Genomic DNA, 26,319 nt, shown 5'->3' with positions numbered 1-26,319 from the left:
GGCGGCCTCACTCCGTGCCGCGGGCGGCGATCAGCGTGGCGAGCCGCAGGGCCGCCTCGCTCGCCGGCCGGTCCGTGCGGTGGATCGTCAACGTCCAGCCCTGGCCGCGGGCGATGGCCGCCAGCGCGGCCCGATGCTCGGCGATCCGGGCGCGGTAGCGCGTCCCCCAGGCGTCGGCGTCACCGATATCGAGGCTCAGGCTGCCCTCCAGATCGTGCAGGACGGCTTGGCCGGTGAACGGGAACGTCTCCTCGATCGGATCCACGACCATCAGCAGATGGCCGCGGCTGCCGCGGCCGGCGAGACTCTGCACGGAGGCCGCGATCCGGTCGGGTGCGGTGAGGAAATCACCGATCAGCACCACCTCGTCGAACCGGGCGGGGCTCGCCTGCGGCGGCAAATCCTGGGTCAGGCCGGCCGTGTCGGCGACCAGTGCCTGCGCCAGCCGCTCGACGATGCCCCGCGACGCGCTCGCCCGGGTCAGCCCGAGAAGGCCGACCCGCTCGCCGCCCTCCACGAAGGCGTCGGCTAGCGCAAGCCCGAGGATGAGCGCGCGCTCGACCTTCGGCGCGGAGGCGAGGTCCGAGGAAAAGCCCATGGAGGCCGAGCGATCCATCCAGAGCCAGATGTTGTGGGCGGCCTCCCATTCGCGCTCGCGCACGTAGAGCCGGTCGTCCCGGGCCGAGCGGCGCCAGTCGACCCGCGCGGCGGCCTCGCCGGTCACGAAGGGGCGGAACTGCCAGAAGCTCTCGCCCGGCCCGGCCCGGCGGCGGCCGTGCAGGCCGTGGGCCAGCAGGCTCGACACGCGCCGCGCCTCCAGCACGAGGCGGGGCATCTTGTCGGAAAGGGCGGTCGCGCCCTCGCTCTCGCGCCGGCCGGGGGTGCGCCTGCCCGTATCGAAGGCGTGTGTCCCGACCATCGTCAGCGCAGCCCTCCGGGGCGGCTCAGCGCTGACGATGGCTCGAAAGCACGCATTTTCTTCATGTCAGCCGGCATCCATCGAATTCGAAAATGCTTCCGGATCAGATCTTCTCCGCGAGCTTGGCGATCAGGCCCTCGATGGTCTCGCCGTCGGCGCGGGCGGCGTAGCTCAGAGCCATCCGGTGCTTGAGCACCGGCTCGGCGAGCGCCTTCACGTCGGCCACCGAGGGGGCGACCCGGCCCTCGATCAGCGCCCGGGCGCGGGCGGCCAGCGTCAGCGCCTGGCTGGCGCGGGGCCCGGGACCCCAGAGGAGCTTGTCCTTCACGATGGCGTCGCCGCTGTCCGGCCGGGCGGCGCGCACGAGGTCGAGGATCGCCTCGACGACGGCTTCGCCCACCGGCAGCCGGCGCACGAGGCGCTGGGCGGTGAGCAGCTGCTCGGTGGACATCACGGCGCGCGGGCGCACCTCATCGATGCCGGTGGTCTCGATCAGGATCCGGCGCTCGGCGGCGCGGTCGGGGTAGCCGACATCGATCTCCAGCAGGAACCGGTCGAGCTGCGCCTCGGGCAGCGGGTAGGTGCCCTCCTGCTCGATCGGGTTCTGGGTGGCGAGCACGTGGAACGGCCGGGGCAGGTCGTGGCGGGCGCCCGCCACCGAGACGTGGCCCTCCTGCATGGCCTGGAGCAGGGCCGACTGCGTGCGCGGGCTCGCCCGGTTGATCTCGTCGGCCATCAGGAGCTGGGTGAAGACCGGTCCCTGCACGAACCGGAAGGCCCGGCGGCGCTCGGCATCCTCCTCCAGGATCTCGGTGCCCAGGATGTCGGAGGGCATCAGGTCCGGGGTGAACTGCACGCGCCGCGCGTCGAGGCCGAGCACGGTGCCCAACGTCTCGACCAGCTTGGTCTTGGCGAGGCCCGGCAGGCCGACCAGCAGGCCGTGGCCGCCGGCCAGGATGGTCACAAGGGCGAGATCGACGACTTTTTCCTGCCCGAAGATCACCCCGTGGATCGCGTCCCGCGCCGCGCCGACATCGGCGAGGCAGCTCTCCGCGGTCGCCACGATGCCGTCGTCGAGGGTGGTGGCCGGGCTGATCCCCTGCGTCATGCCGCTATCCATCTCCTGCCCGGGCCTCCGGAAAGGCCCGCCGGTCAATCCCGTAAGTGTGGGGCTGATGATACCGGGCTGGCAAGGTCGGGATCGCCGCACGTCAATTCGGGGCGCCGAACGCGCCCCGGTGGGGCGGGTCAGATCTTACCCTGGAGGCCCATCGTGTAGTATTTATGCACGATCTTGTCCTGGTTCTCGAGGAGCCAGTCGATCGAGGGCTCGTTGGTCATGGCCTTGCGGATTGCCTCGGTCATGCCCTTGCGCTGGATCTCGAACAGCGCCTTGTGGTCGACCGTCTCGGCCTGGATCACGCCGGGGCTCAGCCAGACCGAGCAGATGATGCCGAGATCGTTGGCCTTCTCCTTCGGGATGTAGCCGGCCCGCACCGCGTCCAGCACGCCGTTGGCGATGGCGAACTGCACCGTGCCCATCAGGATCGAGGTGTACTTGCTCTCGGTCACGCTGACCTTGGAGACGCAGAGCGTCACCGGGCGGACCATGATGTCGGTGTTGAGCAGCGCGAAGACGCGGCTGTGGCCGACGACCTGATCGCCCGTCAGCGTCGCGAGGGCGGTGCCGACCGGCCCGTCGAGCTCGCCGATGATGACCTCGGGCTCGGCGGCGGTGTTCGGCGGCCCGCCCGCCACGAGGGCCTCGCCGGCGCGGAGGATGATGCGTTCACTCATTGCGGTAGGCTCCATGGTTTGCGGCCCGCGCAGGCGGCCGGGCCCCGGTCACGTCGGACGGGGCGGCGTCGCGCATTCGAGAGCGCGGCTCGTACACGAACGGGGCGACTGCAGGATAGGGAAGGCGCGGAGATTCCGAGCCCTGTCCCGCGGATCCCGGGACCGGTGGTGTCGGCGGTCCGGCGGCCGGGTCTTGGCGTCGGCGACCCGGACCATTAGGAAGGCGCCCAAGCCGGGGCGATCCCGCCCGTTATCGCCGGACCGGCTGATTTCCCTGATGTCTCTCGCGGATCGCGGCGTGGGCAGCTGCACGGGTGTCCCGCGTATCCGGACCTGACCATGCGCCTTCGAGATGTGTTCGCCGCCGGATCGTCGGAGAAAACCGGCCTTGCCGGGGCGGCGCAGTCCCTCGCGCGCCCGCTGACCCGGCGTCTCAAGCGCCGCCGCGGCGAGCCCCGACAGGCGGAGCTCGTGCAGGCGGTCAAGGCGTCGGGCCTGTTCGATCCGGCGTGGTACGCCCGGCGCTACCCCGACGTGGTCGGCGAGGGGATCGATCCCGTGGTGCATTACGCGGTCCATGGCGGCCGCGAAGGGCGCTGGCCGCACCCGCTGTTCCACGGCGACCGCTACCTCGATTCCGTGCCGGGGTTGCGGGCCGAGGGCATCAATCCGGTCGTCCATTATCGCAACCACGGCGCCGAGGCGGGGATCCGGCCCAATCCGCTGTTTGATCCGGACTGGTATGCCGAGCGCTATCTCGGCGGCGCGGAGCATCGCGGCCGGGCGTTCCTGCACTTCCTGGCCCATCCCGACACCGATCCGTCGCCTGTGTTCGACACGGCCTGGTACCTGTCCCGCTATCCGGATGCCCGGGCCGCGGGCGGTAACGCGCTCGCCCATTATTACGAGACCGGCCGGAAGCAGGGCTACCTGCGCAATCCCGAGGAATTCGCCGGCCTGTCGCGCCATGTGGACCTGATCCGCCGCGCCGGACTCTTCGACGCGGAGTTCTACCGCACCCGCTGTCCCGAGGCCGAGACCAGCGGGCTCGAGCCCCTGGAGCATTACGTGATGGCGGGCGGCTACCGCCGCTATGCGCCCCATCCGCTGTTCGACCCGGATTGGTACGCCGCGCAATCCCCCGCCGTACGGGCGGATGCCCTCAATCCCCTCGTCCATTATCTGGAGCACGGCGCCGCCGAGGGGCTCGATCCCGGCCCCTGGTTCGACACGCGCTGGTACGCCGAGACCTACCTCGCCGACGACGAGGCCGGGCAGAACCCGCTGGTTCATTTCCTCGCGGATGGCGGGCGCACCACCAGCCCGTCGCCGCGTTTCGATGCGCCCTGGTATCTGGCCCGCTATCCGCGGGTCGCTGCCCTCGGGCTCAACCCGCTGGTCGATTACGTGCTGACCGGCCTTGAGGCGGGGCGGCTGACCCGTCGCGTCCCCGGCACCGCGGTGCCGGAGGCGTCCGATGCCCGCCTGTCCTGCCTCAAGCGGGAGCCGCGCCGGCACAGCCGCACGGCCCTGTTTATCACCCATTGCCCGGAGGGCCGGATCCGCGGCCATGTCGAGCCTTACCTGAAGGCCTTTGCGGAGAACGGGGCCGACATCGTCCTGATCATCGCCGCCGATCAGCACAAGAACGCGGTGCCACAGGCGATCCTGGATCTGTGCGCCTCGGTCTACCTGCGGGAGAACACGGGGTTCGACTTCGCCGCCTGGGCGCATGTCCTGCTGGAGGACACCGATCTCCTCGACGCGGAGACCCTCTACCTCGCCAATGACAGTCTCGTCGGCCCCCTCGACGGGACCGATTTTTCCGCGCTGCTCGCGAAGATCGACGCGTTCCCGGAGGGGGTGATCGGGCTCGCCGACAATTTCTACTACTCTCACCACCTGCAGAGCTTCTTCCTGGCCCTGAAGCGGCGCTGCCTGTCGTCCTACGCGTTCAACCACTTCCTCCTGTCGGTGGCGAACTGGCCGGACAAGAATGCGGTGATCACCGAGTACGAGCTGACGTTCTCGCAGCGTATGCGGGCGGCGGGGCTCGGGATGCGCAGCCTGTTCTCGGCGCAGAACAAGCACATGTCGCTGGTCAACGACCCGCGCAACAACCGCACCCTGTTCGACTGGGAGAACATGCTCAGCCAAGGCTTCCCGTTCGTGAAGCGCTCGCTGCTGGGCGAGCACGCCGCGATCGGCGGGGAGGCCGTGCGGGAGGCAATCGCGGAGCGCGGCTTCGACCTCGACCGGCTCGACGTGACCTACACGTATCCGGGCGCCCGGATCTGGGCGGATCTGCGCAAGCCCCAGGCGCCGGAGCGGCCCCTGCGCGTCTCGTTCGTCGCGCCGATGAACTACGCCAACGGCCTCGGCGTCGCCGGCCGCAGCTACGTCCGTGCGCTCCACCACGCACCGTTCGCCCTGAACATCCACCCGATGGAGCGGCCCTTCCACGTCCACGCCCGGGTGGCGCCGGCGTGGCAGGCCCGGACCTTCTCGGGGCCGGCGGATGTCGCCCTGGTGCACTTCAACGGCGACAGCTGGCATTCGCTGATGAGCGACGCGCAGCAGGCGGTGGCCGCGCAGGCGCGGTTGAAGATCGGGCTCTTCGTCTGGGAGACCTCCCACGTGCCGGGGGGCTGGCTGCCCACCGTCGATCGCCTCGACGCGATCTGGGCGCCCACCGAGTTCTGCGCGGCGATCTTCCGGCAGATCACCGACATCCCGGTCGATGTCGTGCCCTACGTGGTGGAGAACGAGGCCGGCGAGCCGGCGAGCGCCGCCGCCAAGGCGAACCTGCGCAAGGCGTTCGCGATCGACCCGTCCAAGCGGGTGATCCTCTACGCCTTCGACGGGTCGAGCTACCTCGCCCGCAAGAACCCGCACGCGCTGATCCGGGCGTTCCGGGCGGCGGGGCTCGCGCAGGCGGGCTGGCAGCTCGTGCTCAAGACCAAGCACGTCTTCGACCTGCCGGAGGAGGGCAAGAAGCTCCTCGACCTCGTCGGCACGTCGGGCGACGTGGTGGTGATCGACCAGCCGCTGTCGCAGAACGAGCTCGGCGCGCTGTTCGAACTCTGCGCGGTCTATGCCTCGTCGCATTCCTCGGAGGGGTTCGGCCTGACGATCGCCGAGGCGATGGAGATGGGCAAGGTCGTGGTCGCCACCGATTACGGCGGCTGCCGCGACTTCCTCGACGCCACCTGTGGCTTCCCCGTGAAGGCCGAGGTTACCGCCCTCGACCAGACCTACGGGCCGTATCTGCGCGGCGCCGAATGGGGCCAGGTAGACGAGACGGACCTCGCCCGCGCGCTGGCCGACGCCGCCCGGGCGGTGGCAAGTGGCGACGCGGCCCGGATCGGTGCGGCGGCCCGGGCGCGCATCCGCGAGCGCCTGTCCACCGGTGCGGTGGCGGCCGCCATGGAGGCGAGCCTCGGTCGTCTCCTGGCCGCCGAACGAATCTGACGCCCCGGAGACGCGACCTGTGTTGAAGAAAAAGCCGGTCCTGGCGCCGTCGGCCTCCTGGGGGGCGCTCGCGTGGCCGGATGCGATCCTGCCGCTGCCCCTCGACCCGCAGTTCCGCCCCGTGGACGAGCGGCGGCTCGATCAGATCGCCGCCGGGCAGCTGCCGTCCTGCCGCGCCGTGTTCGTGGCCCCAGTGACCTCGGAGCTGCGCCCGGACCTCGTGGCGCAGCTCACGCGCGCCCTGGCCGAGCGGCCGGATATCGGCATCTTCTACGGCGACGACGCCGTTGTGGACGGCGCAGGACAGGTCCGGAGCGTCCACTGCAAGCCGACCTTCAATCCGGCCCTGCTGATGGCCGACGACTACATCGGCTTTCCGCTTCTGATCCGCGCCTCGGTGTTCGCAGGCCTCAAGCCGGATCTCCGTCAGCGCTACGCCAGCGCCACGTGGTTTCGTTTCCTGCTCGGGGCGATCTCCGCCGGCATCGGCATCGACCGGATCCCCGAGACCCTGATCGCCTCGCCGCTGGAGCGGCCGAAGGCGACGCGCACGGCCCGGGGCCACGCCCTGGACCATTGGTTCGAGACGACGGGAATCCCCCTGCGCACCGGAGCCGGGCTGACGCCCGACACGCTGGAGATCCGCCGGACGCTGGACCCGCGCCCGTCCGTCACCCTCGTGGTGCCGACCAACCAGAGTTGCCCGAAGGACGACCAGCGCCGCCCCGTGGAGGGCGCCAAGCCGCACGTCATCAACCTGCTCGACAGCCTCGGCCGCAGCACCTACCCGGCCGACCGGATCCGGGTGCTGATCGGCGACGACGTGGCCGACGACGCGATCTATCGCGGCCGCTCGGACCGCTTCGCCGTGACCCGCCTGCTGACGACGCGGGCGCCGGGGGAGGCATTCAACTACGCGGCGAAGATGAACACCCTCTGGCGGGCCGCCGAGACCGATCTCGTCATCCTGATGAACGACGACCTCGTGGTGCGCCGGCCCGGCTGGATCGAGGCGCTCCTGACCTTCGCGCTCGACCGGGGCGTCGGCGGCGTCGGTGGCCGGCTGCTGTTCCCGGGCGGCCGGATCCAGCATGCCGGGATGACCGGCGGCATCTTCGATGTCTTCGCCCATCCCTGGTACAACCGCGACGCGGCGGAGCCTACCTATTGTAACTGGGCGTTGACCCAGCGCGACTGCTCGGCGGTGACCGGCGCCCTCTTCGCGACGCGCAAGGCCGTGCTGGAGGCCGTGAACGGCTTCGATGAGGATTTCGCCCTCGATTTCAACGACGTCGACCTGTGCCTGAAGCTGCGCCAGCTCGGCTACCGCATCGTCTACACGCCGTTCGCCGAGATGGCGCACCACGAGAGCGCCTCGCGCCAGACCAGCTTTGCCCCGGGCTCGCAGACCGCGCGCTTCCTGCGCCGCTGGCACGACGTGCTGGCGGAGGACCCGGCCTACTCGCCGCAATTGCGGACTGATACCGACGTGGTCGCTCCCCGGGCCGAGGCGACGCGTTGGATCATGGAGCGGCGCGCGTAGGGGGGCACGGGTATCCCTCTCCGCAGAAGGCACAGAGAGACGCGCGAAAACCGTTCCCCGTCGCGCGAGGGCCGCTCTCGTCATGCCGCCACGCGTCCCCGCGAGACATAGACATCAGAATGCCTATTGGGCAGGAATTTCGGTTAAGCAATTTCAGCAAAGATCCCTGTTTGCTTGGTAGAAATCTATAACGCGCAGTTCTCGCGGACCGCGGAATAGACGACAGTGCTGCGCCCCATCGAGCGGGCACTGTCCGCCGCCTGCTGGAGCTGACCGTGAAGAGGATCCTCGCCGCCGCCCTGCTCCTGGCCGCCGCCAGCGCCTACGCGGAGATCCGCCTGCACGAGGGCAGGCGCCCGATTGCCGGCACCGCGATGCGGCCCGGGGTCGCCGCCTTCAGCCCGGCGCCGATCCCGTCGGACTGGGTCGTCTCGGGCAACCCCGTCACCGAGGTCGCGGAGGTCTCGGAGACCCATGACGGGAGCGCAAACGTCTATCTCTGGCGCACCACGGCAAGCACGTTCCGCTGGACCCATCATAGCGACGAGATCATCACGATCCTCGACGGCGACGTCTTCATCACCGAGGCCGATGGCAAACGGCACCACCTGACCCCGGGCGATGTCGCGCATTTCCCGGTCGGGTCGGTCCAGCTGTGGGAGGTGCCCAAGACTCTCCTGAAATCGGCAATCCTCAAGCATCGCGAGCCCCCGCTGGTCGAGGCCTCGCTGCGCTGGATGCGCCGGGCTCGCGCGCTCGTCGCCGGTTGAGGCTCGGGTCGTCTCCGTCGTCGGTGTGAACCCGATCAGCTTGCGCGTGAGGTGGTTGTTCTCGACCCTACTCGGACGCGCGGTTCATGATAGATTTTAACAGAATCAACCATGTTTCTGGGCGGCCGGTGGCAAACGATCCCCGGCTGTGCCGCGACAACGAGAATGCAAAGTGGGTCTATCATCGTGTTAGATCATGTTTCTATTGCCGTCGCTGATTGTTCTGCCGCTGAGGCCTTCTATGACGCGACGCTAAAGCCCCTTGGCGTATCGAAGGTTGGCTCAGATCAATCCGAAGGATGGATTGGATATGGGTTGAGATGCGACGCGGATCATCCAGACAGGATTTATTCATCAATTCGGCGCGGTCCATTGACTGAAGATGCTCCAGGTCGGCACTGGTGTTTTAAGGCACCCGATCGCTTGGCAGTCGATGCCTTCTGGAAGGCTGGGCTAACAAACGGAGGCACCGATAACGGAGCCCCCGGCCTACGACCCGACTACCATCCGTCCTATTACGCAGCTTTTCTAATTGATCCGTCCGGAAATCGAGTTGACGCTGTTTGTCACCATTCGGAATAGAGCCCTCAAAACAAGGCGCAAGCAGTCGCCCTAGCGACGTCCGCCTTCGGGATATTGTCGCTCACAGGCAGACGGACCTAAATCCACCCCTCTCGGTCACCGCTCCGGCCAAGCCGATGGGCACAGACCCTCAGAGCGCCTCCCCGCGCATCAACCGGGGCCGCGTTCCACGGGCTGCCGCCGCCTCGCCGATGAAGAAGCGCTTGAGCCCCGGCAGTCGGTCCACGATCCCGAGGCCGAGATCCCGGGCCAATCGCAGCGGCAGGGCGTCGTTCGAGAACAGGCGGTTCAGCCCGTCGGTGGCCGCCGCCATGGCGAAGCTGTCGAAGCGCCGGGCGCGCTCGTAATCGCGCAGGACATCGGGGCCGCCGGGGTCGAGACCGAGGCGCAGCGCACCGGTCACCGCCTCGGCGAGGGATGCGGCATCCGCGAGGCCGAGATTGAGCCCCTGTCCGGCGATCGGGTGGATTACGTGGGCTGCATCGCCCAGCAGGGCGAGGCGCTGGGCGTGGAAGCTTCGTGCGAGACCCAAGGCCAGGGGATGCCGGCTCGGCCCGTGTTCCAGGGCGAGCGCACCCAGGTCGAGGGTGAAGCGGCGCTCGATCTCGGCCAGCACCTCTTCGGGCTCCCCGGCAAGCAGCGCATCGGCGGCGTCGGCGCGCTCGGTCCAGACGATGGAGGAGCGATGGCCAAGGGTTCCGCCGTCCCGCAGCGGCAGGATTGCGAAGGGGCCCGCGGGCAGGAAATGCTCGAAGGCCCGCCCACCGTGCGGCCGGGCGTGGCCGATCGTCGCCACGATGCCGACCTGCGGGTAGGACCAGCCGACCCATCCGATCCGCGCCGCCTCCCGCAGACGTGAGCGCGCCCCGTCGGCGGCGACCAGCAGATCGCCCCGCAGTCGCCCCCCGATGGTCAGCTCCACGCCGATTGCGGTGCCCTCCGGCGCCGCGCGCACCACACCGGCCGTGACGAAGCCCACCCCCACATCCCGGCAAGCTCCTGCCAGCGCCGCAGCCAGCGGCTCGGCCTCGACCATGTGGGCGAAAGGCTCGCCGTCGATCCGGTCCGCCTCTGCCTCCTGCGCGGAGTCTTGGCCGAAGGTGAGAAACACCGGGCGCACCGGATCGGCGAGGCGGCTGTCGCTGATCACCATTTCGGTGATGGGCTCCGCCACATCGGTAAGCCGATCCCAGAGGCCGAGCCGCGCCAGCATCCGCCGGCCCCCCGCCGCCAGCGCGTAGGCCCGACCGCGATGCCGTGCGGGATCGGCACCGGACGGATCGATCACCGTGACGGCGAGCGCTGGCCCGTGGGCCTGCTTGAGGGCCAGCGCCAGGGCGAGGCTGGGGAGGCCGCCCCCGGCGATCAGGAGTCGGCGGCTGCCGGGGCGGGGCGTCTCGGCCATCATCGGGGCAGATCTCCGGTTTGCCTCCCGGGCGGGAGACGTTGGCTTGGTTCGTCCGAAAGGCCTATGTCGCACGCGGGCAACGAACGGAAACCCCGCGCGCCATGACGGATGCCAACACCGACGCGATGACGGATGCTGTCGCCGAACTGATCGCCATTCTCGACCTCGAACGGCTGGAGGTCGATCTGTTCCGCGGCCAGAACCCGACGACCGGCTGGCGGCGGGTCTTCGGCGGGCAGGTGGTGGCACAGGCTCTGGTCGCTGCCACCCGGACCGTGCCGGACGATCGTCCCGCCCATTCCCTCCACGCCTACTTCATGCTGCCGGGCGATCCCCGCACGCCGATCGTGTACGAGGTAGAGCGCATCCGGGACGGGCGCAGCTTCACCACCCGCCGGGTCAAGGCGATCCAGCACGGACGGGCGATCTTCGCCACCACGGTCTCGTATCAGGTGGTGGAGGAGGGGCTCATCCACCAGCCCACGATGCCGGGCGTGGCCGGCCCGGAGGGGCTCCTCGACGGCAAGGCCTTGGCGGCCGCCGGCGGCAGCGGCATGCCGGAGGCGATCGCCGCCTATTTCGGCCGCGAGCGGCCGATCACCCTGCGGCCGGTCGATCTGGACCGCTACATCTCCGCCGGGAAGGGCGGCCGGCCGCCGGAGCCGATCTTCAACGTGTGGCTGCGTGCGGCCGCCACCCTGCCGGACGACCCGGCTCTCCACAGGGCAGTGCTGGCTTACGCCTCCGACATGACTCTGCTCGACGTGTCGCTGATCCCGCATGAGCGCTCGGTGTTCGATCCCACCATCCAGGCGGCGAGCCTCGACCACGCCGTGTGGTTCCATCGGCCGGTGAAGATCGACGACTGGCTGCTTTATGCCCAGGACAGTCCGGCCGCCGGTGGCGCACGGGGCTTCGCCCGTGGGCAGATCTTCGATCAAGCCGGTCACCTCGTAGCCTCTGTGGCCCAGGAGGGTTTGATTCGACCCATCAGGGATTAAAACGGCGATCTCAAGCGTATGTTGCGAACCTGCAACAGGGCTTGATGCATCTTCTTGTGCAGAATGCACAGATTGAGGGCACCTAAGCCCTGTAATGTGCGCGCCTCTTGATCGTCGGGGGTCAATTCATGGGCAAATCAGCGCTGCAGGAAAAGGTTCCCGGTTAAGCTTATCTGGCACGGTCCTTGAATAGCGGCCTTCGACCGCGGGCCATCCCGAGCCTGCGGGCGACTCTGGCCGGGTCGCCCGCGGATCGGGTGACGGCAACGGTTCCCAGTCTTTCGAAGGGGGCGTCGCCCATGAAAATCGTGATGGCCATTATCAAGCCGTTCAAGCTCGAGGAGGTGCGCGACGCGCTCACCGGAATCGGCGTCCACGGTCTGACGGTGACGGAGGTGAAGGGGTATGGCCGGCAGAAGGGCCACACCGAGATCTACCGCGGCGCGGAATACGCGGTGAGCTTCCTGCCCAAGCTGAAGATCGAGGTGGCCGTTGCCTCGGACCTGACGTCGAGCGTCATCGACGCCATCGCGGGGGCGGCCCGCACAGGCCAGATCGGCGACGGCAAGATCTTCGTGATGCCGCTGGAGAAAGCCGTGCGCATCCGGACCGGCGAGACCGACGCCGACGCTCTGTGAGCCGCGGCCCGGCGCGACCGGGCCAGCGCATCGAACACCTTTTCAAGCAACACGGATTTGAGACCCGGAGCCACGTGCCCATGAAACTTCGTCATGCCCTCATGCTCAGCTTGGGAGGGGCGGCGATCGCCGCCCTCCTGATCGAGCCGTCCCTCGCGCAGACGCCGACGGCGGAAGCCGCCTCGCCGCCGCCGTCGCCGATCCCCAACAAGGGCGATACGGCCTGGATGATGATCTCCTCGGCCCTCGTGTTGATGATGTCGGTGCCGGGCCTCGCCCTGTTCTACGGCGGCCTCGTGCGCACCAAGAACATGCTCTCGGTGTTGACCCAGGTCTTCGCGATCGTGTCGATCGTCGGCCTGCTCTGGGTGTTCTACGGCTACAGCCTCGCCTTCACCAACGGCGCCGGCCTCAACGACTTCGTGGGCGGCTTCTCGAAGGCCTTCCTGAAGGGCATCGACGCCAACTCAACGGTGGCGACCTTCTCCAACGGCGTCGTGATCCCCGAATACGCCTATCTGTGCTTCCAGATGACGTTCGCGATGATCACCCCGGCGCTGATCGTCGGCGCCTTCGCCGAGCGGATGAAGTTCTCGGCTCTGGTGGTGTTCACGATCCTCTGGGTCACGGTGATCTACTTCCCGATGGCCCATATGGTCTGGTACTGGGGCGGCCCGGACGCGGTCGGCAATGCCGCCAAGGCGCTCGCTGCCGCCACGGACGACGCCTCGAAGGCCACCGCCCAGGCGGCGCTGGACGCGGTCAACAAGGATGCCGGCTTCCTCTTCCAGAAGGGCGCCCTCGACTTCGCCGGCGGCACCGTCGTGCACATCAACGCCGGAATCGCGGGCTTCGTCGGCTGCCTGATCATGGGCAAGCGCATCGGCTACGGCCGGGACCTGCTCGCCCCGCACTCCCTGACCATGACGATGATCGGCGCCTCGCTGCTGTGGGTCGGCTGGTTCGGCTTCAACGCCGGCTCGAACCTCGAGTCCAACGGCACGGCCGCGCTCGCCATGCTCAACACCTTCGTGGCGACCTGCGCCGCCGCGGTGGCGTGGCTGTTCGCCGAGTGGGCGCTCAAGGGCAAGCCGTCGCTGCTCGGCATGCTGTCGGGCGCGGTCGCCGGCCTCGTGGCCGTCACCCCGGCTTCGGGCTTCGCCGGCCCGATGGGCTCGATCGTGCTCGGCCTCGTCGCCGGCGTTGTCTGCTTCGTGATGTGCTCCACGGTGAAGAACGCCCTCGGCTACGACGACTCGCTCGACGTGTTCGGCGTCCACTGCATCGGCGGCATCCTGGGCGCCCTGGCGACCGGCATCCTGGTCGACCCGAATCTCGGCGGCGTCGGCATCCCCGACTACACCTCCAAGCCGGGCGAGCTGGCGGTCGGTGCCTACGACATGATGAGCCAGCTCATCATCCAGGCCGAGGCCGTTGGCCTGACGCTCCTCTGGTCGGGCATCGGCTCGGCGATCCTCTACAAGCTCGTCGACCTGACGATCGGCCTGCGGGTGACGCAGGAGGAGGAGCGCGAGGGCCTCGACATCGCCGATCACGGCGAGCGCGCCTACAACTACTGAGCGTGTATGGCGCGGTCCTTCGGGACCGCGTCCGTCAAACGAGAAAACCCCGGCTCGAAAGGGCCGGGGTTTTTTTTATGACGCTCCTCCTCCGGCCGTCATCGCGAGCGCCGCGAAGCGACCCATGGAAGCGACCCAAGAAAGCGCTACGATCGCAAGTGGTGCGCCGCCCTGGATTGCTTCGCTGCGCTCGCAAGGACGGCGAGGATTTGGTCGCCGACTGAACAGACGGCCGCCCCTCACGCGGCCTGCGCCAGCGCCGCCTTCTCTTCCGCGAAAGCCCAGTCGAGCCAGGGCGTCAGCGCCTCCAGATCGGCGGTCTCCACGGTGGCGCCGCACCAGATCCGCAGGCCCGCGGGGGCGTCGCGATAGGCGCCGATATCGATGGCGACGCCCTCGCGCTCGAGCCGCGCGACGAGCCCCGCCGCGAAGGCCGAGACCGCCGCGTCGCCCCGGGCGAGCACATCCGGATCGGCGAGCACCAGGCAGACGCCGGTGTTCGAGTAGGTCGCGGGATCGACCGCCAGCGGCGCGATCCAAGGGGTGCGGGCCACCCAGTCGTAGATCGCCTTGGCGTTGGCATCCGCCCGGGCGTGCAAAGCCGACAGGCCGCCGATCCCCTCGGCCCAGGCCAGGGTGTCGAGGTAATCCTCCACCGCCAGCATCGAGGGCGTGTTGATCGTGTCGCCCTTGAAGATGCCCTCGATCAGCTTCCCGTCCTTGGTCAGGCGAAACACCTTCGGCAGCGGCCAGGACGGGGTGTGGCTCTCCAGCCGCGCCACGGCGCGGGGCGAGAGGATCAGCATGCCGTGCGCGGCCTCGCCGCCCATGACCTTCTGCCAGGAGAAGGTCACGACATCGAGCTTGTCCCAGGGGAGGGCTTGAGCGAAGGCCGCCGAAGTGGCGTCGCAGATCGTCAAACCCTCGCGATCGGCGGCGATCCAGTCGCCGTCCGGTACCTTCACGCCGGCTGCGGTGCCGTTCCAGGTGAAGACCACGTCGTTGTGCCGGGTGTCGACCGCCGAGAGGTCCGGCAGCACGCCGTAGGGCGTCTGGTGGATGCGCGGATCGATCTTGAGCTGCTTCAGCGCGTCCGTGACCCATTCCTTGCCGAACGCCTCCCAGGCGGCGACCTCGACGGTTTTCGGGCCGAGCATCGTCCACATCGCCATCTCGACGGCGCCGGTATCGGAGGCCGGCACGATGCCGATCCGGTACTCGGCGGGCACCTGCAGAACGGAGCGCGTCAGGTCGATCGCCCGGCCGAGCTTGGCCTTGCCCACGGGCGACCGATGCGACCGGCCGAGGGCTGCGTCGGCCAGGACGGCGGGGGTCCAGCCCGGGCGCTTGGCGCAGGGGCCGGAGGAGAAATGGGGCACGCGCGGGCGCTGCGTGGGGCGGCTGGTCATCGCGAATCCATCCTGCAGAGGGGCGCTCCTCAGCGGGGAAGAGCACCCGGCCTCGCGCATGCGCCGAAACCGGCCGCCTGGCAAGCGCTTGTCAGCGTTGCAATCTTCGCGGGGTGGCCCCGGCCGGGACAGGCTCTCCCGCCGCAGGGAACAGTCGATTAAGCCTGGCCCGTTAGGCTTAATGCTGTGCCGCGTAGCGTTTGAGGTACATCGATGACTATGCACAGCGCCGCGATAGTGGCGGTCTGGTCTGCTCTGCTTGTGGTGATTGGGGCCTTAACGGCCCATATCGCGCTCCCGAGCCGCCTGCGCCGACCGGCGCGGCAGGCCCTGCAACGCGATCCGCTGGATTATGACCGGGACGGTCCGGTGATCGACTTGGAGGCGGCCTGAGCGCCGGGGAGGTCCGGCCGCCGCTCGGCGGTGAGGCGCTCGGCCTTCGCCCGCCGCCAGCGGGCGATGGCCGCATGGTTGCCGCCGGAGAGCACGTCGGGGATCGCGCGGCCCTCCCAGTCCCGGGGCCGCGTATAGTGCGGGTATTCGAGGAGGCCGCCCTCAAAGCTCTCCTCCACGCCCGATTCCGTCTTGCCCATCACGCCGGGCAGGAGCCGCACGCAGGCGTCGAGCACCACCAGGGCGGCGATCTCGCCCCCCGAGAGCACATAATCACCGATCGAGACCTCCTCCAGGTTGCGCCCGGCGATCACACGCTCGTCCACCCCCTCGAACCGGCCGCAGACGATCAGCGCGCCGGGACCTTCCGCGAGGCTGCGCACCCGTCTCTGGGTCAGCGGCCGGCCGCGGGGAGACATCAGCAGGCGCGGGCGCGGGTCGTCGGCTTGGCCGGCGGCGTCGATGGCGGCGGCCAGGACGTCGCAGCGCAGGACCATCCCGGCGCCGCCCCCGGCCGGGGTGTCGTCCACCGCCCGGTGACGGCCGATTCCGTGCTCGCGGATGTTGCGCGTCTCCAGACTCCAGGTGCCCCGGGCGAGGGCGTCGCCCGAGAGCGAGATTCCGAGGGGGCCGGGAAACATCTCCGGGTAGAGCGTGAGGATGGTGGCCCGCCAGGGCGTGTCGGTGCGCGTCATGGCGCTTGATCGCGCGTGGGGTGCGGCACGGTCAACGCCGCCGGCACCGATCGGGCCTGCCCGGTGTTACCCGCCATGATCCGGATCCTGGCCCTTCTCGCCGTCCTCCTCGCCGGGCCGGCCCGCGCGGCCGAGCCGCTGGCACCCCCCGGTGCCCCGGCCGACGCCTTCCCGAAGCCCGACCGGCCGGTCGCCGAGATCGTGGCGCCCCGCTGGTCCTCCGAGTCCGCGCGCGACAAGGCCGGCGAATTCGCCGCGGTCGCCCGGGGGATGGGGTTCAAGCCCGACGAGACGGTCGCGGATATCGGGGCCGGCAGCGGCTACTACGTGGTGCGGCTGAGCCCCCTGGTCGGGGCGAGCGGCCGGGTGCTCGCCGAGGACGTCACCCCGGATTACCTCGCCGCCCTGGAGACCCGTGTGAAGGGGCTCGCCAACGTCACCGTGGTGCGGGGCGAGCCGCACGACCCACGCCTGCCGCCGAATTCCGTGGACGCGGCGATCCTCGTGCACATGTACCACGAGATCACCCAACCCTTCGGCCTGCTCTACAACCTCGCGCCGGCGATGCGGCCCGGCGGCCGCGTCGGCATCGTCGATGCCGACGACATCCCCTCCCGCCACGGCACGCCTCCGGCGCTCCTGCGCTGCGAACTCACGGCCGCCGGGTATCGGGAGACCGGGTTCCATCCGCTGAAGGACGGGGCCTATCTGGCGGTGTTCACGGCGCCCGCTCCAGATCGGCGCCCGGCGCCGGGGACGATCCGCCCCTGCCGGGATGGGGCGAGCCGGCGGTAGGGCGAGCCGAGCCGCCGGCGACCTTCACGCTTTCTCAGCCCAAGGTTGTCAGCATCGTGGCCCCGTCGCCCACCATGCAGGCCGCCGCATGCTTCTCGGACTCTGGCTCGATCAACCGCTTTGGGCGATCTTCGGGGTGCTGGCTCTGCTGTTCGGCGTCCTCAGCGCAATGCTGTACGGACTGTCGCATCTGCGCGGGACGCGCCCAATGATGCGTCGCCTCAATGCCGGCATGGTACCCACCTACTTCACGGCGCTCGCAACATTGCTGGCCCTGCTGACCGGCTTCGTGGCCAACGATGCCTGGGAGCGTCAGCGTTCGGCCTCCCGCGCCCTTCAGGCCGAGCGCGCCGACGCCCTGGCGGTCTACGATCTCAGCCTCGCCTCGGCCTCCGACATGCGGAACATCCGGGCGGCCCTCGTCGCCTATCTCGACGCGGTGATCGAGCGGGAATGGCCCCGGATGAGCGAGGGCGGCTACGCTCCGGAGGCCGGAGCCAATCTGCGAAAGCTTCTGGAGACCGTGTCCGATCCGAAGATCACCGCGGAGGCGGGGGCGCCGACCCATGCCGCACTTCTCAACGCCGCCATGGCGTTGCGGGGCGACCGCGGCGACCGGCTGGCGCTGAGCCAGACCGCCAGCGACGGCACCAAATGGCTAACCCTGCTGATCCTGGCGGCGCTGACCCTGGTGGCTCTGGGCCTTGTCCACACGGAGAGCCGGGCCGCCCAGGCGACGGTTCTGACAACCTTTTCGCTGGCGATGGTGACCACCCTCGGGCTGATCGCCCTGCACGAGCGCCCCTTCGACGGGCCGCTGGCGATGAGCGCGGAGCCGCTGGTCATCGCCCGGGCCGCGGTGGCGGTGCCAGCGCCATAGGCGTCCTTTCGGTTCGGCCAATGTTCCAAACCATTCCCCCATCCTGACGTGCCCGCTGGCGCGGGGACCTCAGGATGGGGGGAATCGCAGGGTCGGAGGGCGAAGCCGCGGCGTCGTCCAGCCTGGAACGTTCAACCCGGATCGTCAGCCGGCTTCTCGCCCGGCGGTGCGAACAGATCCTCCGGGGGGACGATCGTGACCCGCCGCTGCGCCATGTCGAGCACCGGCACGAATGCCTTGGTGAAGGGCAGGAGCGCGGTGGCGCCGCCGCCCGGCGGGCGCAGTTCCAGAAGATCGCCGCCCCCGTAATTCGGCACGGCGACAACCGTCCCGATGACGGTGCCGGCTTCGTCCAAAGCCGTGGCGCCGATCAGGTCGGCTGCGTAGACCTCGTCCTCGTCCTCGGGGGCTGCCAAGTGGTCACGGGGGACATAGAGGGCAACCCGGTTCAGCGCCTCGGCGGCCGACCGGCCGGACACGCCCTTTACCCGGGCGATCAGCATATCGGGGGACGTGCCCGGGGCGGGGCGCACCTCGGCCAGCGTCAGGCTGCGGCCGTCCGCGGTCAGCAGGGTGCCGTAGGTAGCGATCGCTTTCGGTTCAGCGGTGTAGGATTTCAGGCGGATTTCGCCGTTGAGCCCGTGCGCCCGCCCGAACTCGCCCATCAGGACGAGGTTCGGGTCGGTCGGGGGAGGCGCCGGCTTCGGAGCCGGCGCCTTGGGCGAGGTCGCGGCGTCGGGCGCGATCGCGCCGACCGCCGCGTTCAAGCGGCCCCGGCGGCCGCCGTCGCGGGGGGAGGGACCTGCGGGGCGGCGCGCCATGATACGCGCGCCTTAAGCGGCCGCGTCCTCGGCGGGGGCGGCGGCCTTCTCGGCGCGCTTGGCGGCCCGCTCCTTGGCCTTCTCGCCCGGCTCGGCCTTCTGCGGGTTGTTGCGGGTCGGACGCTTGGCGAGGCCGGCCTGGTCGAGGAAGCGCAGGACGCGGTCGGTCGGCTGCGCGCCCTTGGCGAGCCAGCTCTGGATCTTCTCGTTGTCGAGCACGATGCGGGCCGGATCATCCTTGGCCTTCATCGGGTCGTAGGCGCCGACCTTGTCGATGAAGCGGCCGTCGCGCGGGGCGCGGGCGTCAGCGACGACGATGCGGTAGTAGGGGCGCTTCTTGGCGCCGCCGCGGGTGAGACGGATCTTGAGGGCCATTGTTTGCTACTTTCGCGATTAATCGATCTTGGAATCGTGATCTGCTTTGATCGATTGGTGGTGCCGAATGACTTCCTTGACCACGAAGGCCAAAAACTTCTCGGCGAAATCGGGGTCGAGCTTGGCTTCGACCGCGAGCTTGCGGAGCCGGGCGACCTGACGGGCCTCCCGGTCCGGATCGGAAGGGGGGATCCCCTTTCGGGCCTTGAGCTCGCCGACCCGCTGCGTGCAGCGGAAGCGCTCGGCGAGAAGATGGATCAGCGCGGCATCGAAGTTGTCGATGCTGTCGCGCAGGCGCGCGAGTTCGGGATCGACGGCCTGCGCCGCGAGCACGTTCATTTCTTCTTCCCCGGCATGAACCCACCGAGGCCCGGCAGCTTCGGACCGCCGAGGCCCGGAAGACCGGGAAGCTTCGGCATGCCGCCCCCGCCGCCCAGGCCCGGCGGCATCGGCGGCAGCTTGCCGCCGAACTGCTTCTCGATCTGCGCGATCTGTTCCGGCGTCGGCTCCGGCATGCCGGGGGGAAGGCCGGGCATGCCGCCCGGCATCCCGCCCATCCCACCACCGCCAAGGCCGAACATCGAGCCGAGCGCCTGCCCGATCCCGCGCTTGCCCGAGCCCATCGCCTTCATCATGTCGGCCATGGTCCGGTGCATCTTCAGGAGCTTGTTGATCTCCGAGACGTCGACGCCCGCACCCGCCGCGATGCGCTTCTTGCGGGAGTTCTTGAGGAGATCCGGGTTCTTCCGCTCCTGCGGGGTCATCGACGAGATGATGGCGCGCTGACGCCTGAACATCTTCTCGTCGAGGTTGGCGCCCTCGACCTGCTTCTTGATCGCGCCCATGCCGGGCAGCATGCCCATCAGGCCGCCGATGCCGCCCATCTTCTCCATCTGGCCGAGCTGCATCGACAAGTCCTCGAGATCGAACTTGCCCTTGCGCATCTTCTCCGCGGTGCGGAGCGCCTGCTCGTGGTCGATGGTCTCGGCGGCCTTCTCGACGAGCGAGACGATGTCGCCCATGCCGAGGATGCGGTTGGCGACGCGGGACGGGTGGAACTCCTCCAGCGCGTCGACCTTCTCGCCGGTGCCGACGAGCTTGATCGGCTTGCCGGTGACGGCGCGCATGGAGAGCGCCGCGCCGCCGCGGGAATCGCCGTCCATGCGGGTCAGCACGATGCCGGTGACGCCGAGCCGCTGGTCGAAGGCGCGGGCGGTGTTGACCGCGTCCTGGCCGGTGAGGGCGTCGGCGACGAGCAGCACCTCGTGGGGCTTCGTCGCGGCCTTCACCTCAGCGGCCTCGGCCATCAGGCCCTCGTCCACCGTGGTGCGACCGGCGGTGTCGAGCATCACCACGTCGAAGCCGCCGAGACGGGCGGCATCCATGGCGCGCTTGGCGATCTGCACCGCCGACTGGCCGGCGATGATCGGCAGCGACTCGACGCCCACCTGCTTGGCCAGCACCGCGAGCTGCTCCATGGCGGCCGGGCGGCGGGTGTCGAGGGAGGCGAGCAGCACCTTGCGCTTCTCGCGGTCGGAGAGGCGCCGGGCGATCTTGGCGGTGGTGGTGGTCTTACCCGAGCCCTGCAGGCCGACCATCAGGATCGGCACCGGGGCGGGGGCGTTGAGGTCGATGGTCTCGGCATCGGTGCCGAGCATGGCGACCAGCTCGTCGTTGACGATCTTCACGACCATCTGGCCGGGCGTCACCGACTTGAGCACGACGGCGCCGACCGCCTTCTCCTTCACCTTGTCGGTGAAGCCGCGCACGACCTCGAGGGCGACGTCGGCCTCCAGCAGGGCGCGGCGCACCTCACGCATGGCGGCGGTGACGTCGGCCTCGGTCAGCGCACCCCGGCGGGTGAGCCCCGAGAGGATGCCGGACAGGCGGTCGGACAGGCCTTCGAACATGCTCTGACGCCCCGCGCTTACTGTTCGAGCCCGGCGCGCTCGACGCGGCGCGCCTGGAGGGCGGCCTCGAAGCTGCGCAGGGCCTTGGCGAATTTGTCCCGGCACTCCGGGTTGCAGAAGCCCACCACGGCGCCGTTGTAGAGGGTCAGCGAGTCGGCCGAGATCGGCTTGCCCGACCACGGGCAGGTCTCGTTGATCGCGTCCTCGATCTTCAACGTTTGCTGATCTGGCGTCATGCGGGTGCCTCGGCCGGCGGGGCCCGTCGTGGCGGATTGGCCAACACCCATCGCGCCCGAGGGCGCAGACGCGCTGTCGGGCGTTGACCTCCGGTCTCACGGGACCGGTCGGCTTGGCATTGGACGATCTGCTTCGGATCGGGAGCGCGGGGCGTAGCCGCGCTGGCAAAGAAAGTCAATTTTCGGGTCGATGCGGCTGCGCAGAGCAGGGGACGTGGCAATCGTCGGAGAACAACCGCTCCGCGATGAAATCGACGGTGACCCGTACTTTGGGGGAAAGGTGCCGGCTCGACGGCCAGATCAGGTTGAACTGGCCCGGGGCGTCGAGATGGTCGAGGAGCACCGGCACCAGACGCCCCGCCCGCAGCGCGGCGGCGGCCAGGAAATCGGGCATGCAGCCGATCCCGAGGCCCGACAGGACCGCCCCGTGCAACGCCTCCATGTTGTTGCAGACGATCGCGTGGTGGATATCCGGCCCGGCTGCGTCACCGGCCCCGGGCAGGGGCCAGACCTGGACCTTCCCGGAATTGGGATACCGGAAGCCGATGCTGCGATGGCCAGCGAGGTCCCGCGGGTCTTTCGGGATGCCGAAGCGCGCAAGGTAGGCCGGCGCCGCGCAGAGCAGCAGCCGGAACGGCCGCAGGGTCCGCACCATGATCCGGCTGTCCGGCAGCGGGCCGCTCCGGATCGCGACATCGACGCCTTCCTCGATGAGGTCGGCGATCCGATCCGAGAAATCGAGATCGAGCTCGATCTCCGGATAGCGCGCCATGAAATCCGGCAGCACCGGCAGCAGCAGGTGGTAGGCCACGATCGGGCAGGACATCCGGACCCGCCCCCGCGGCGCCCCGCGGGTCTGCAGGATCCCGGCATGGGCATCGTCGAGGTCGTCGAGGATGCGGCGGCAGCGTTCGTGGAAGGCGCGCCCCTCCTCGGTCAGCCGCAGGCTGCGGGTCGAGCGCTGGAAGAGCCGGACCCCGAGCTGGTTCTCCAGCTTGGTCACCGCCTTGCCGACCGCCGAGGGCGAGAGGCCGAGGATGCGGCCCGCGGCGACGAAGCTGCCGAGATCGGCCGTCCGCACGAAGGCCGAGAGGCCCGTCAACCGATCCATCGCGGCTCCATTCGAGCGTCCCGTTCCGAAGTGTCCGGAACCGGCTCGGCCTTATCAGCCATTCGAGCCTGAATAGACTGGATGGCGCGCCGGATCGACGGTGACGCTCCGAAACTGACGCTCGGACCCATCCCCCATGACCCGACCTCACCCGGCGCCGCACGGCGGCGCCACGAAGCCGCTTGCCCTCCTTGCGGTCTGCCTCGCCGCCGCGGCGATGCCGCTGACCTTCACGGGCACAGCCGTCGCCCTGCCGACCGTCGGCCGCAGCCTGGAGGGCGGCCCCGTCGCCCTGGCCTGGGCGACCAACGCCTTCATGCTGACCTTCGGCTCGACGCTGCTGGTGGCCGGTGCGCTCGCCGATACCTTCGGGCGCCGGCGCGTGTTCCTGGCCGGCACCATGGCGTTCGCGCTGGTCTCCCTCGCCCTGGTGTTCGCGCCGACGATGCTGGCCTTCGATCTCCTGCGCGGTGGCCAGGGCTTTGCGGCGGCCGCCGCCTATGCCGGCGGATCCGCCGCCCTGGCCCAGGATTTCGAGGGACGGGCGCGGCTGCGCGCCTTCAGCGTCATCGGCACGAGCTTCGGGGCCGGCCTCTCGCTGGGCCCGATCGCGTCCGGCCTGATGATCGAGGCGTTCGGCTGGCGCAGCATCTTCCTCGCCGTCGTCGCCCTGACGACGCTGGCCAGCCTCCTGGGCCTGCGCGCCCTGCGCGAGAGCCGCGATCCGCAGGCTTCCGGGCTCGATTGGGCCGGAGCCCTGAGCTTCACCGCGATGCTGTCCCTCTTGACCTGCGGCATGCTGCTCGTCCCCGGCCGGGGCTGGGACGACCCCGCCGTTCTCGGCTGCCTGGCCGGATCGCTGCTCTGCCTCGCCGTGTTCGTGGCCACGGAACGCCGGGTCGACCGTCCGATGCTCGACCTCGCCCTGTTCCGCTATCCGCGCTTCGTCGGCGTCCAGCTTCTGGCGGCGGCGCCGGCCTACGGCTTCGTCGTGCTCCTCATCCTCCTGCCGCTGCGCTTCGTCGGCATCGAGGGTTTCAGCGAGGTGGCGGCGGGTGGCCTGATGGTCGCCCTCTCGGCCCCGCTTCTGGTCATCCCCGTCGTGGCGGGGGCGCTGACCCGCCGGTTCCGCCCCGCCACGATCTGCGGCGTCGGCCTCCTGCTCTCGGCGGCGGGCCTGCTCTGGCTGGCCCTGACGCCCGTCGGCGCAGCCCCGCTCGCTACGGCTTTGCCGATGCTGCTGATCGGCACCGGGATCGGCCTGCCCTGGGGGCTGATGGACGGGTTGGCGGTCAGCGTCGTGCCGAAGGAGCGGGCCGGCATGGCGACCGGCATCTTCTCGACCGTCCGCGTCGCCGGCGAGGGCGTGGCGCTCGCGGTGGTGGGAGCGGCCCTGTCCATGCTGATCGCCCGTCAGATCGATGCGGCCGGACTGCCTGGGCAGATCGTCCCGGCGGCGCAACGTCTGGCCGGCGGGGATCTCGGCGGCGCGCTCCACGTCCTTCCGGCCGCCGATGCGGGGCGGCTGACCGCCCTCTACGGCGCGGCCTTCGGTTGGCTTCTCGTCGCGCTGGCGGGCATCACGGCCCTCACCGCCCTGGTGGTCTTCCTGTCCCTCGGGATGGGAGAGACCGGAACTGCGGCAGCGACCGGACCAAGCCGAGACGGGCGCAGTGACAGAGGCCTCGGCGGCGACGCGCCGACCTCGGCCTGACTCGACGGCGCCGGGCGGATCCCGGCCGCCTCCTTTACCGATCGTTAAGCATGATCGGATTGTCTGCGAAGCAATTTCGTTCAGGACGCCGCCCATGTCGGAACCCGCCCGCTCCCTGCCGTCCGAGTCCGGCAGCCGCCCCGCGCCGGGGCCGCTCCGGGACTGGCTCTCGGCGATGAAGACCCACAGCCCGGCTGAGGCCGCCCGTCGCGAGCCGAAGGCCGGTCATGGCGCCGCCGAGACCGCGTGGTCGCCGCGGGTGGTGGCGCCCGCCGGACCGTCACAGGCGGCCGAGCCCGAGGATGCCGACATCTCCGAGCTGATGGCCGAGAACCTGATGCTGAAGGCGAAGCTCCGCCTGGAGGCCGACCGTCAGGACGAGCTGCAGGCGATCCTCGCCGAGGAGATCCGCACCTTGCGCGCGCATATCCAGGACGAGATCGGCTCCCTCGACGAGTTGCGGGCGGAGCAGGCGGAGATCCGCGCGGAGCGCGAGCGCGTCAAAGCGGAGCGCGAGGCGATGCAGGCCGAGCGCGAGCGGGCCGCGGTCGAGCGTTCCGCCCTGTCAAGCGAGCGCGACGCCCTGCGCGAGGAGCGCGACCTATGGCGCGCCCGGACCGAGGCTTTGGCCCAGCCCCTGTTCCAGATGCAGAAGCGCTGACCCTGAAACGTCGAAGGGCCACCCGAGTGGGTGGCCCTTCCATTGCCGAACCGTGTCGTCCGGCGGAACTGTCCCGAAATCGGGTCTCTGACGCGTCTTAGAGCGACGCGCCGGAGGCGACGGTCCAGGTCCGATGAGCCGAGACACACGGCTGATGACAATGAGACACTGGATCACCTCCTTTCGTTCGTTGCGGGTGAAGCGAAGGTAGGCGGTGCGAGCCGGCTTGTGAAGCCCCGGGCCTGCGCCCGTTTGTCCTCCCCGGACCGGCGCTTTCGCGCATCGGCCGCCGGGCGTATGACGGGGCATCCCGTCCGAAGCCCGAGCCGCCTTGAACGCGCCCTTCACCAACCCGCCGCGCCCCGCCGACGAGGCCGCCCTCGATCCCGACGCGATGCGCCAGCCGCTCGGGGATGCGTGGTACTGCGTCGGCCAGTCCCGCAGCCTCGGTAAGGCTGGCGGTAAGACGGGCCTCCGCGCCGTGGAACTGAACGGCGAGCAGATCGTGCTCGGCCGCGCCCCGGACGGAACCCCCTTCGCCCTGCGTGACCGGTGCCCCCACCGCGGTATGGCCCTGTCCAAGGGCCGGTTCGACGGCGACAGCCTGATGTGCCCGTTCCACGGCTGGCGCTTCGGCACGGACGGGCGCTGCCGCGATGTGCCGACCCTCTCGGAGCACGATGCCGCCGATTTCTCGCGCATCCAGGTCCAGCGCTTCCCCATCCGCGAGAGCGCCGGCTTCCTCTGGGTGAACCCCCATCTCGGCCCGGCCGGCGGCGATGTCCCCACCCTGCCGGAGCTCGATTTCACGCCCGCCGGCTCCGTGGTGGTAGAACTCGTGGTCGAGGCCTCGTTCGATCTGACCACCTTGAGCCTCGTGGATCCCGGCCACGTCGCCTTCGTCCACGATTCGTGGTGGTTCCGACCCTCGAAGCAGCTCCGCGAGAAGGTGAAGACCTTCCAGCCGGTCCCCCACGGCTTCGTCATGACGAGCCACGCCACCACCACGAGTTCCCCGGTCTACCGGCTGCTCGGCGGCGTGCCGGAAGTCGAGATCGAGTTCCGTCTGCCAGGCATCCGGCTGGAGCGGATCCGGGCGGGCGCGAAGCGGGTCGCGAACTACACCTTCGCGACCCCGCTGACGCCGGACCGGACGCTGCTCACCAACGCCCTCTATTGGAGCATGCCGGCGCTGAACCTGCTCAAGCCCGTCGCGCGGCCGCTGATGCGGCAGTTCCTGACCCAGGACCAGCAGGTGCTGCAGCACGCGCAGGACGGCCTCGACCGCAAGCCCACCATGGTGCTGTTCGGCCAGGGCGACCTGCCCTCGCAGTGGTACTTCCGCCTGAAGCGCGAGGCGCTGGAATCGGCCCGGGACGGGCGGCCGTTCCTGAACCCGCTGGAGCGACGGGAATTGCGCTGGCGGTCCTGAGCCTGCGGCTCGGCTGCGGCAGGCGGGCTACGATCTTCACACTTCGCGTGCCGAGGCGCTCTGTCCGCCCCCGTGCTGCGCGGGGAAATGCCTGTTGTCTCCATGGGGTCGGCGGCAGGCTCAAGGTGAAGCCGGTAGCCGTTCCGAGGGCGTGAGACTTGCGGACAGGAAGAGGGAC

The 26,319-nt window shown here is 69.7% G+C and carries 23 protein-coding genes; 11 read left to right on the top strand and 12 right to left on the bottom strand.

Annotated features, from left to right (window positions below; all coding sequences use genetic code 11):
• Nucleotides 1-7: 7 nt before the first annotated feature.
• From MKK88_RS24610 to MKK88_RS24600, 3 genes are all read right to left on the bottom strand, one after another.
• Complete coding sequence (locus MKK88_RS24610) at nt 8-919, bottom strand: DUF58 domain-containing protein (protein WP_244004428.1); 912 nt, start codon at nt 917-919, stop codon at nt 8-10.
• A 103-nt stretch (nt 920-1,022) separates the two neighbouring features.
• Entirely contained in the window at nt 1,023-2,027 is a 1,005-nt protein-coding gene (locus MKK88_RS24605) for an AAA family ATPase (protein WP_244004427.1), read from the bottom strand.
• A gap of 140 nt (nt 2,028-2,167) precedes the next feature.
• Nucleotides 2,168-2,716 (bottom strand): formaldehyde-activating enzyme, encoded by a 549-nt coding sequence (locus MKK88_RS24600; protein ID WP_243922707.1) that lies wholly within the window; start codon nt 2,714-2,716, stop codon nt 2,168-2,170.
• 339 nt (nt 2,717-3,055) lie between these two features.
• Here MKK88_RS24600 and MKK88_RS24595 point away from each other — a divergent pair, with 339 nt between their 5' ends.
• The 3 genes from MKK88_RS24595 (at nt 3,056) to MKK88_RS24585 (ending at nt 8,500) form a co-directional block, all read left to right on the top strand.
• Nucleotides 3,056-6,187, top strand: a complete 3,132-nt coding sequence (locus MKK88_RS24595; RefSeq protein ID WP_244004425.1) for a rhamnan synthesis F family protein — start codon at nt 3,056-3,058, stop codon at nt 6,185-6,187.
• A 19-nt stretch (nt 6,188-6,206) separates the two neighbouring features.
• Nucleotides 6,207-7,730, top strand: a complete 1,524-nt coding sequence (locus tag MKK88_RS24590) for a glycosyltransferase family 2 protein (RefSeq protein ID WP_244004423.1) — start codon at nt 6,207-6,209, stop codon at nt 7,728-7,730.
• A 275-nt stretch (nt 7,731-8,005) separates the two neighbouring features.
• Nucleotides 8,006-8,500: a cupin domain-containing protein gene (locus MKK88_RS24585; RefSeq protein WP_244004421.1), complete on the top strand. Its 495-nt coding sequence runs from the start codon at nt 8,006-8,008 to the stop codon at nt 8,498-8,500.
• Nucleotides 8,501-9,212: 712 nt separating this feature from the next.
• Here the strand turns inward: MKK88_RS24585 and MKK88_RS24580 are convergent.
• The gene (locus MKK88_RS24580) at nt 9,213-10,490 is read right to left on the bottom strand and encodes an FAD-dependent monooxygenase (protein WP_244004419.1); all 1,278 of its coding nucleotides are present in this window, start codon (nt 10,488-10,490) and stop codon (nt 9,213-9,215) included.
• Between the two features lie 101 nt (nt 10,491-10,591).
• On the opposite strand from MKK88_RS24580, the gene tesB reads away from it, so the two are divergent.
• From tesB to MKK88_RS24565, 3 genes are all read left to right on the top strand, one after another.
• Nucleotides 10,592-11,491 (top strand): acyl-CoA thioesterase II, encoded by a 900-nt coding sequence (tesB, locus tag MKK88_RS24575; RefSeq protein WP_244004417.1) that lies wholly within the window; start codon nt 10,592-10,594, stop codon nt 11,489-11,491.
• Between the two features lie 299 nt (nt 11,492-11,790).
• Nucleotides 11,791-12,129, top strand: coding sequence for a P-II family nitrogen regulator (locus MKK88_RS24570; RefSeq protein WP_010683623.1), 339 nt, complete (start codon nt 11,791-11,793; stop codon nt 12,127-12,129).
• A gap of 80 nt (nt 12,130-12,209) precedes the next feature.
• Nucleotides 12,210-13,709 carry an ammonium transporter gene (locus MKK88_RS24565; RefSeq protein WP_244004415.1) on the top strand — a complete coding sequence of 500 codons (1,500 nt, stop codon included), beginning with the start codon at nt 12,210-12,212 and terminating at the stop codon, nt 13,707-13,709.
• Nucleotides 13,710-13,948: 239 nt separating this feature from the next.
• Here the strand turns inward: MKK88_RS24565 and MKK88_RS24560 are convergent, their stop codons facing one another.
• Nucleotides 13,949-15,118 carry a phosphoserine transaminase gene (locus MKK88_RS24560; protein ID WP_244004413.1) on the bottom strand — a complete coding sequence of 390 codons (1,170 nt, stop codon included), beginning with the start codon at nt 15,116-15,118 and terminating at the stop codon, nt 13,949-13,951.
• Nucleotides 15,119-15,468: 350 nt separating this feature from the next.
• A complete protein-coding gene (gene trmD / locus MKK88_RS24555; protein WP_244004411.1) occupies nt 15,469-16,206 on the bottom strand; it encodes a tRNA (guanosine(37)-N1)-methyltransferase TrmD in 738 nt (245 codons plus the stop codon).
• Between the two features lie 75 nt (nt 16,207-16,281).
• Here trmD and MKK88_RS24550 point away from each other — a divergent pair, with 75 nt between their 5' ends.
• Both MKK88_RS24550 and MKK88_RS24545 read left to right on the top strand, forming a co-directional pair.
• Nucleotides 16,282-17,001, top strand: coding sequence for a class I SAM-dependent methyltransferase (locus MKK88_RS24550; protein WP_244004409.1), 720 nt, complete (start codon nt 16,282-16,284; stop codon nt 16,999-17,001).
• A gap of 88 nt (nt 17,002-17,089) precedes the next feature.
• A complete protein-coding gene (locus MKK88_RS24545; RefSeq protein ID WP_244004407.1) occupies nt 17,090-17,881 on the top strand; it encodes a DUF4239 domain-containing protein in 792 nt (263 codons plus the stop codon).
• 131 nt (nt 17,882-18,012) lie between these two features.
• Here the strand turns inward: MKK88_RS24545 and rimM are convergent, their stop codons facing one another.
• The 6 genes from rimM to MKK88_RS24515 all read right to left on the bottom strand — a co-directional run bounded on the left by rimM (nt 18,013) and on the right by MKK88_RS24515 (nt 22,334).
• The gene (gene rimM / locus MKK88_RS24540; RefSeq protein WP_244004405.1) at nt 18,013-18,702 is read right to left on the bottom strand and encodes a ribosome maturation factor RimM; all 690 of its coding nucleotides are present in this window, start codon (nt 18,700-18,702) and stop codon (nt 18,013-18,015) included.
• Between the two features lie 12 nt (nt 18,703-18,714).
• Nucleotides 18,715-19,077 carry a 30S ribosomal protein S16 gene (rpsP, locus tag MKK88_RS24535; RefSeq protein WP_020092607.1) on the bottom strand — a complete coding sequence of 121 codons (363 nt, stop codon included), beginning with the start codon at nt 19,075-19,077 and terminating at the stop codon, nt 18,715-18,717.
• A gap of 18 nt (nt 19,078-19,095) precedes the next feature.
• Entirely contained in the window at nt 19,096-19,416 is a 321-nt protein-coding gene (locus tag MKK88_RS24530) for a chorismate mutase (RefSeq protein ID WP_244004403.1), read from the bottom strand.
• Nucleotides 19,413-20,987 carry a signal recognition particle protein gene (ffh, locus tag MKK88_RS24525; protein WP_244004401.1) on the bottom strand — a complete coding sequence of 525 codons (1,575 nt, stop codon included), beginning with the start codon at nt 20,985-20,987 and terminating at the stop codon, nt 19,413-19,415. Before ffh ends, MKK88_RS24530 begins: the two co-directional genes overlap by 4 nt.
• Nucleotides 20,988-21,004: 17 nt before the next feature.
• On the bottom strand, nt 21,005-21,223 hold the full coding sequence (locus MKK88_RS24520; protein ID WP_160532604.1) for a glutathione S-transferase: 219 nt from the start codon (nt 21,221-21,223) through the stop codon (nt 21,005-21,007).
• A gap of 175 nt (nt 21,224-21,398) precedes the next feature.
• On the bottom strand, nt 21,399-22,334 hold the full coding sequence (locus MKK88_RS24515) for a LysR family transcriptional regulator (protein ID WP_244004399.1): 936 nt from the start codon (nt 22,332-22,334) through the stop codon (nt 21,399-21,401).
• Nucleotides 22,335-22,470: 136 nt separating this feature from the next.
• Between MKK88_RS24515 and MKK88_RS24510 the strand changes: the two genes are divergently transcribed.
• From MKK88_RS24510 to MKK88_RS24500, 3 genes are all read left to right on the top strand, one after another.
• A complete protein-coding gene (locus tag MKK88_RS24510) occupies nt 22,471-24,048 on the top strand; it encodes an MFS transporter (protein WP_244004397.1) in 1,578 nt (525 codons plus the stop codon).
• A 94-nt stretch (nt 24,049-24,142) separates the two neighbouring features.
• The gene (locus tag MKK88_RS24505) at nt 24,143-24,709 is read left to right on the top strand and encodes an ATPase (protein ID WP_244004395.1); all 567 of its coding nucleotides are present in this window, start codon (nt 24,143-24,145) and stop codon (nt 24,707-24,709) included.
• A 394-nt stretch (nt 24,710-25,103) separates the two neighbouring features.
• Entirely contained in the window at nt 25,104-26,141 is a 1,038-nt protein-coding gene (locus tag MKK88_RS24500) for a Rieske 2Fe-2S domain-containing protein (RefSeq protein ID WP_244004492.1), read from the top strand.
• Nucleotides 26,142-26,319 lie beyond the last annotated feature (178 nt).

It is taken from the genome of Methylobacterium sp. E-005 (genome assembly GCF_022829725.1).
Classification (GTDB): domain Bacteria; phylum Pseudomonadota; class Alphaproteobacteria; order Rhizobiales; family Beijerinckiaceae; genus Methylobacterium.
The sequence above is the reverse complement of the archived record's forward strand: the minus strand, read 5'-3'. Positions and strand labels throughout refer to the sequence as shown.

What these genes read in the sequence shown, in the direction of transcription:
- ffh (WP_244004401.1), bottom strand. Translation starts at nt 20,987, where the DNA reads ATGTTCGAAGGCCTGTCCGACCGCCTGTCCGGCATCCTCTCGGGGCTC.
- rpsP (WP_020092607.1), bottom strand. Translation starts at nt 19,077, where the DNA reads ATGGCCCTCAAGATCCGTCTCACCCGCGGCGGCGCCAAGAAGCGCCCC.
- rimM (WP_244004405.1), bottom strand. Translation starts at nt 18,702, where the DNA reads ATGGCGCGCCGCCCCGCAGGTCCCTCCCCCCGCGACGGCGGCCGCCGG.
- MKK88_RS24580 (WP_244004419.1), bottom strand. Translation starts at nt 10,490, where the DNA reads ATGATGGCCGAGACGCCCCGCCCCGGCAGCCGCCGACTCCTGATCGCC.
- MKK88_RS24530 (WP_244004403.1), bottom strand. Translation starts at nt 19,416, where the DNA reads ATGAACGTGCTCGCGGCGCAGGCCGTCGATCCCGAACTCGCGCGCCTG.
- MKK88_RS24570 (WP_010683623.1), top strand. Translation starts at nt 11,791, where the DNA reads ATGAAAATCGTGATGGCCATTATCAAGCCGTTCAAGCTCGAGGAGGTG.
- MKK88_RS24605 (WP_244004427.1), bottom strand. Translation starts at nt 2,027, where the DNA reads ATGACGCAGGGGATCAGCCCGGCCACCACCCTCGACGACGGCATCGTG.
- MKK88_RS24610 (WP_244004428.1), bottom strand. Translation starts at nt 919, where the DNA reads ATGGTCGGGACACACGCCTTCGATACGGGCAGGCGCACCCCCGGCCGG.
- MKK88_RS24500 (WP_244004492.1), top strand. Translation starts at nt 25,104, where the DNA reads ATGCGCCAGCCGCTCGGGGATGCGTGGTACTGCGTCGGCCAGTCCCGC.
- MKK88_RS24595 (WP_244004425.1), top strand. Translation starts at nt 3,056, where the DNA reads ATGCGCCTTCGAGATGTGTTCGCCGCCGGATCGTCGGAGAAAACCGGC.
- MKK88_RS24515 (WP_244004399.1), bottom strand. Translation starts at nt 22,334, where the DNA reads ATGGATCGGTTGACGGGCCTCTCGGCCTTCGTGCGGACGGCCGATCTC.
- MKK88_RS24510 (WP_244004397.1), top strand. Translation starts at nt 22,471, where the DNA reads ATGACCCGACCTCACCCGGCGCCGCACGGCGGCGCCACGAAGCCGCTT.
- MKK88_RS24560 (WP_244004413.1), bottom strand. Translation starts at nt 15,118, where the DNA reads ATGACCAGCCGCCCCACGCAGCGCCCGCGCGTGCCCCATTTCTCCTCC.
- MKK88_RS24600 (WP_243922707.1), bottom strand. Translation starts at nt 2,716, where the DNA reads ATGAGTGAACGCATCATCCTCCGCGCCGGCGAGGCCCTCGTGGCGGGC.
- MKK88_RS24550 (WP_244004409.1), top strand. Translation starts at nt 16,282, where the DNA reads ATGATCCGGATCCTGGCCCTTCTCGCCGTCCTCCTCGCCGGGCCGGCC.
- MKK88_RS24505 (WP_244004395.1), top strand. Translation starts at nt 24,143, where the DNA reads ATGTCGGAACCCGCCCGCTCCCTGCCGTCCGAGTCCGGCAGCCGCCCC.
- MKK88_RS24520 (WP_160532604.1), bottom strand. Translation starts at nt 21,223, where the DNA reads ATGACGCCAGATCAGCAAACGTTGAAGATCGAGGACGCGATCAACGAG.
- MKK88_RS24545 (WP_244004407.1), top strand. Translation starts at nt 17,090, where the DNA reads ATGCTTCTCGGACTCTGGCTCGATCAACCGCTTTGGGCGATCTTCGGG.
- trmD (WP_244004411.1), bottom strand. Translation starts at nt 16,206, where the DNA reads ATGACGCGCACCGACACGCCCTGGCGGGCCACCATCCTCACGCTCTAC.
- tesB (WP_244004417.1), top strand. Translation starts at nt 10,592, where the DNA reads ATGACGGATGCCAACACCGACGCGATGACGGATGCTGTCGCCGAACTG.
- MKK88_RS24565 (WP_244004415.1), top strand. Translation starts at nt 12,210, where the DNA reads ATGAAACTTCGTCATGCCCTCATGCTCAGCTTGGGAGGGGCGGCGATC.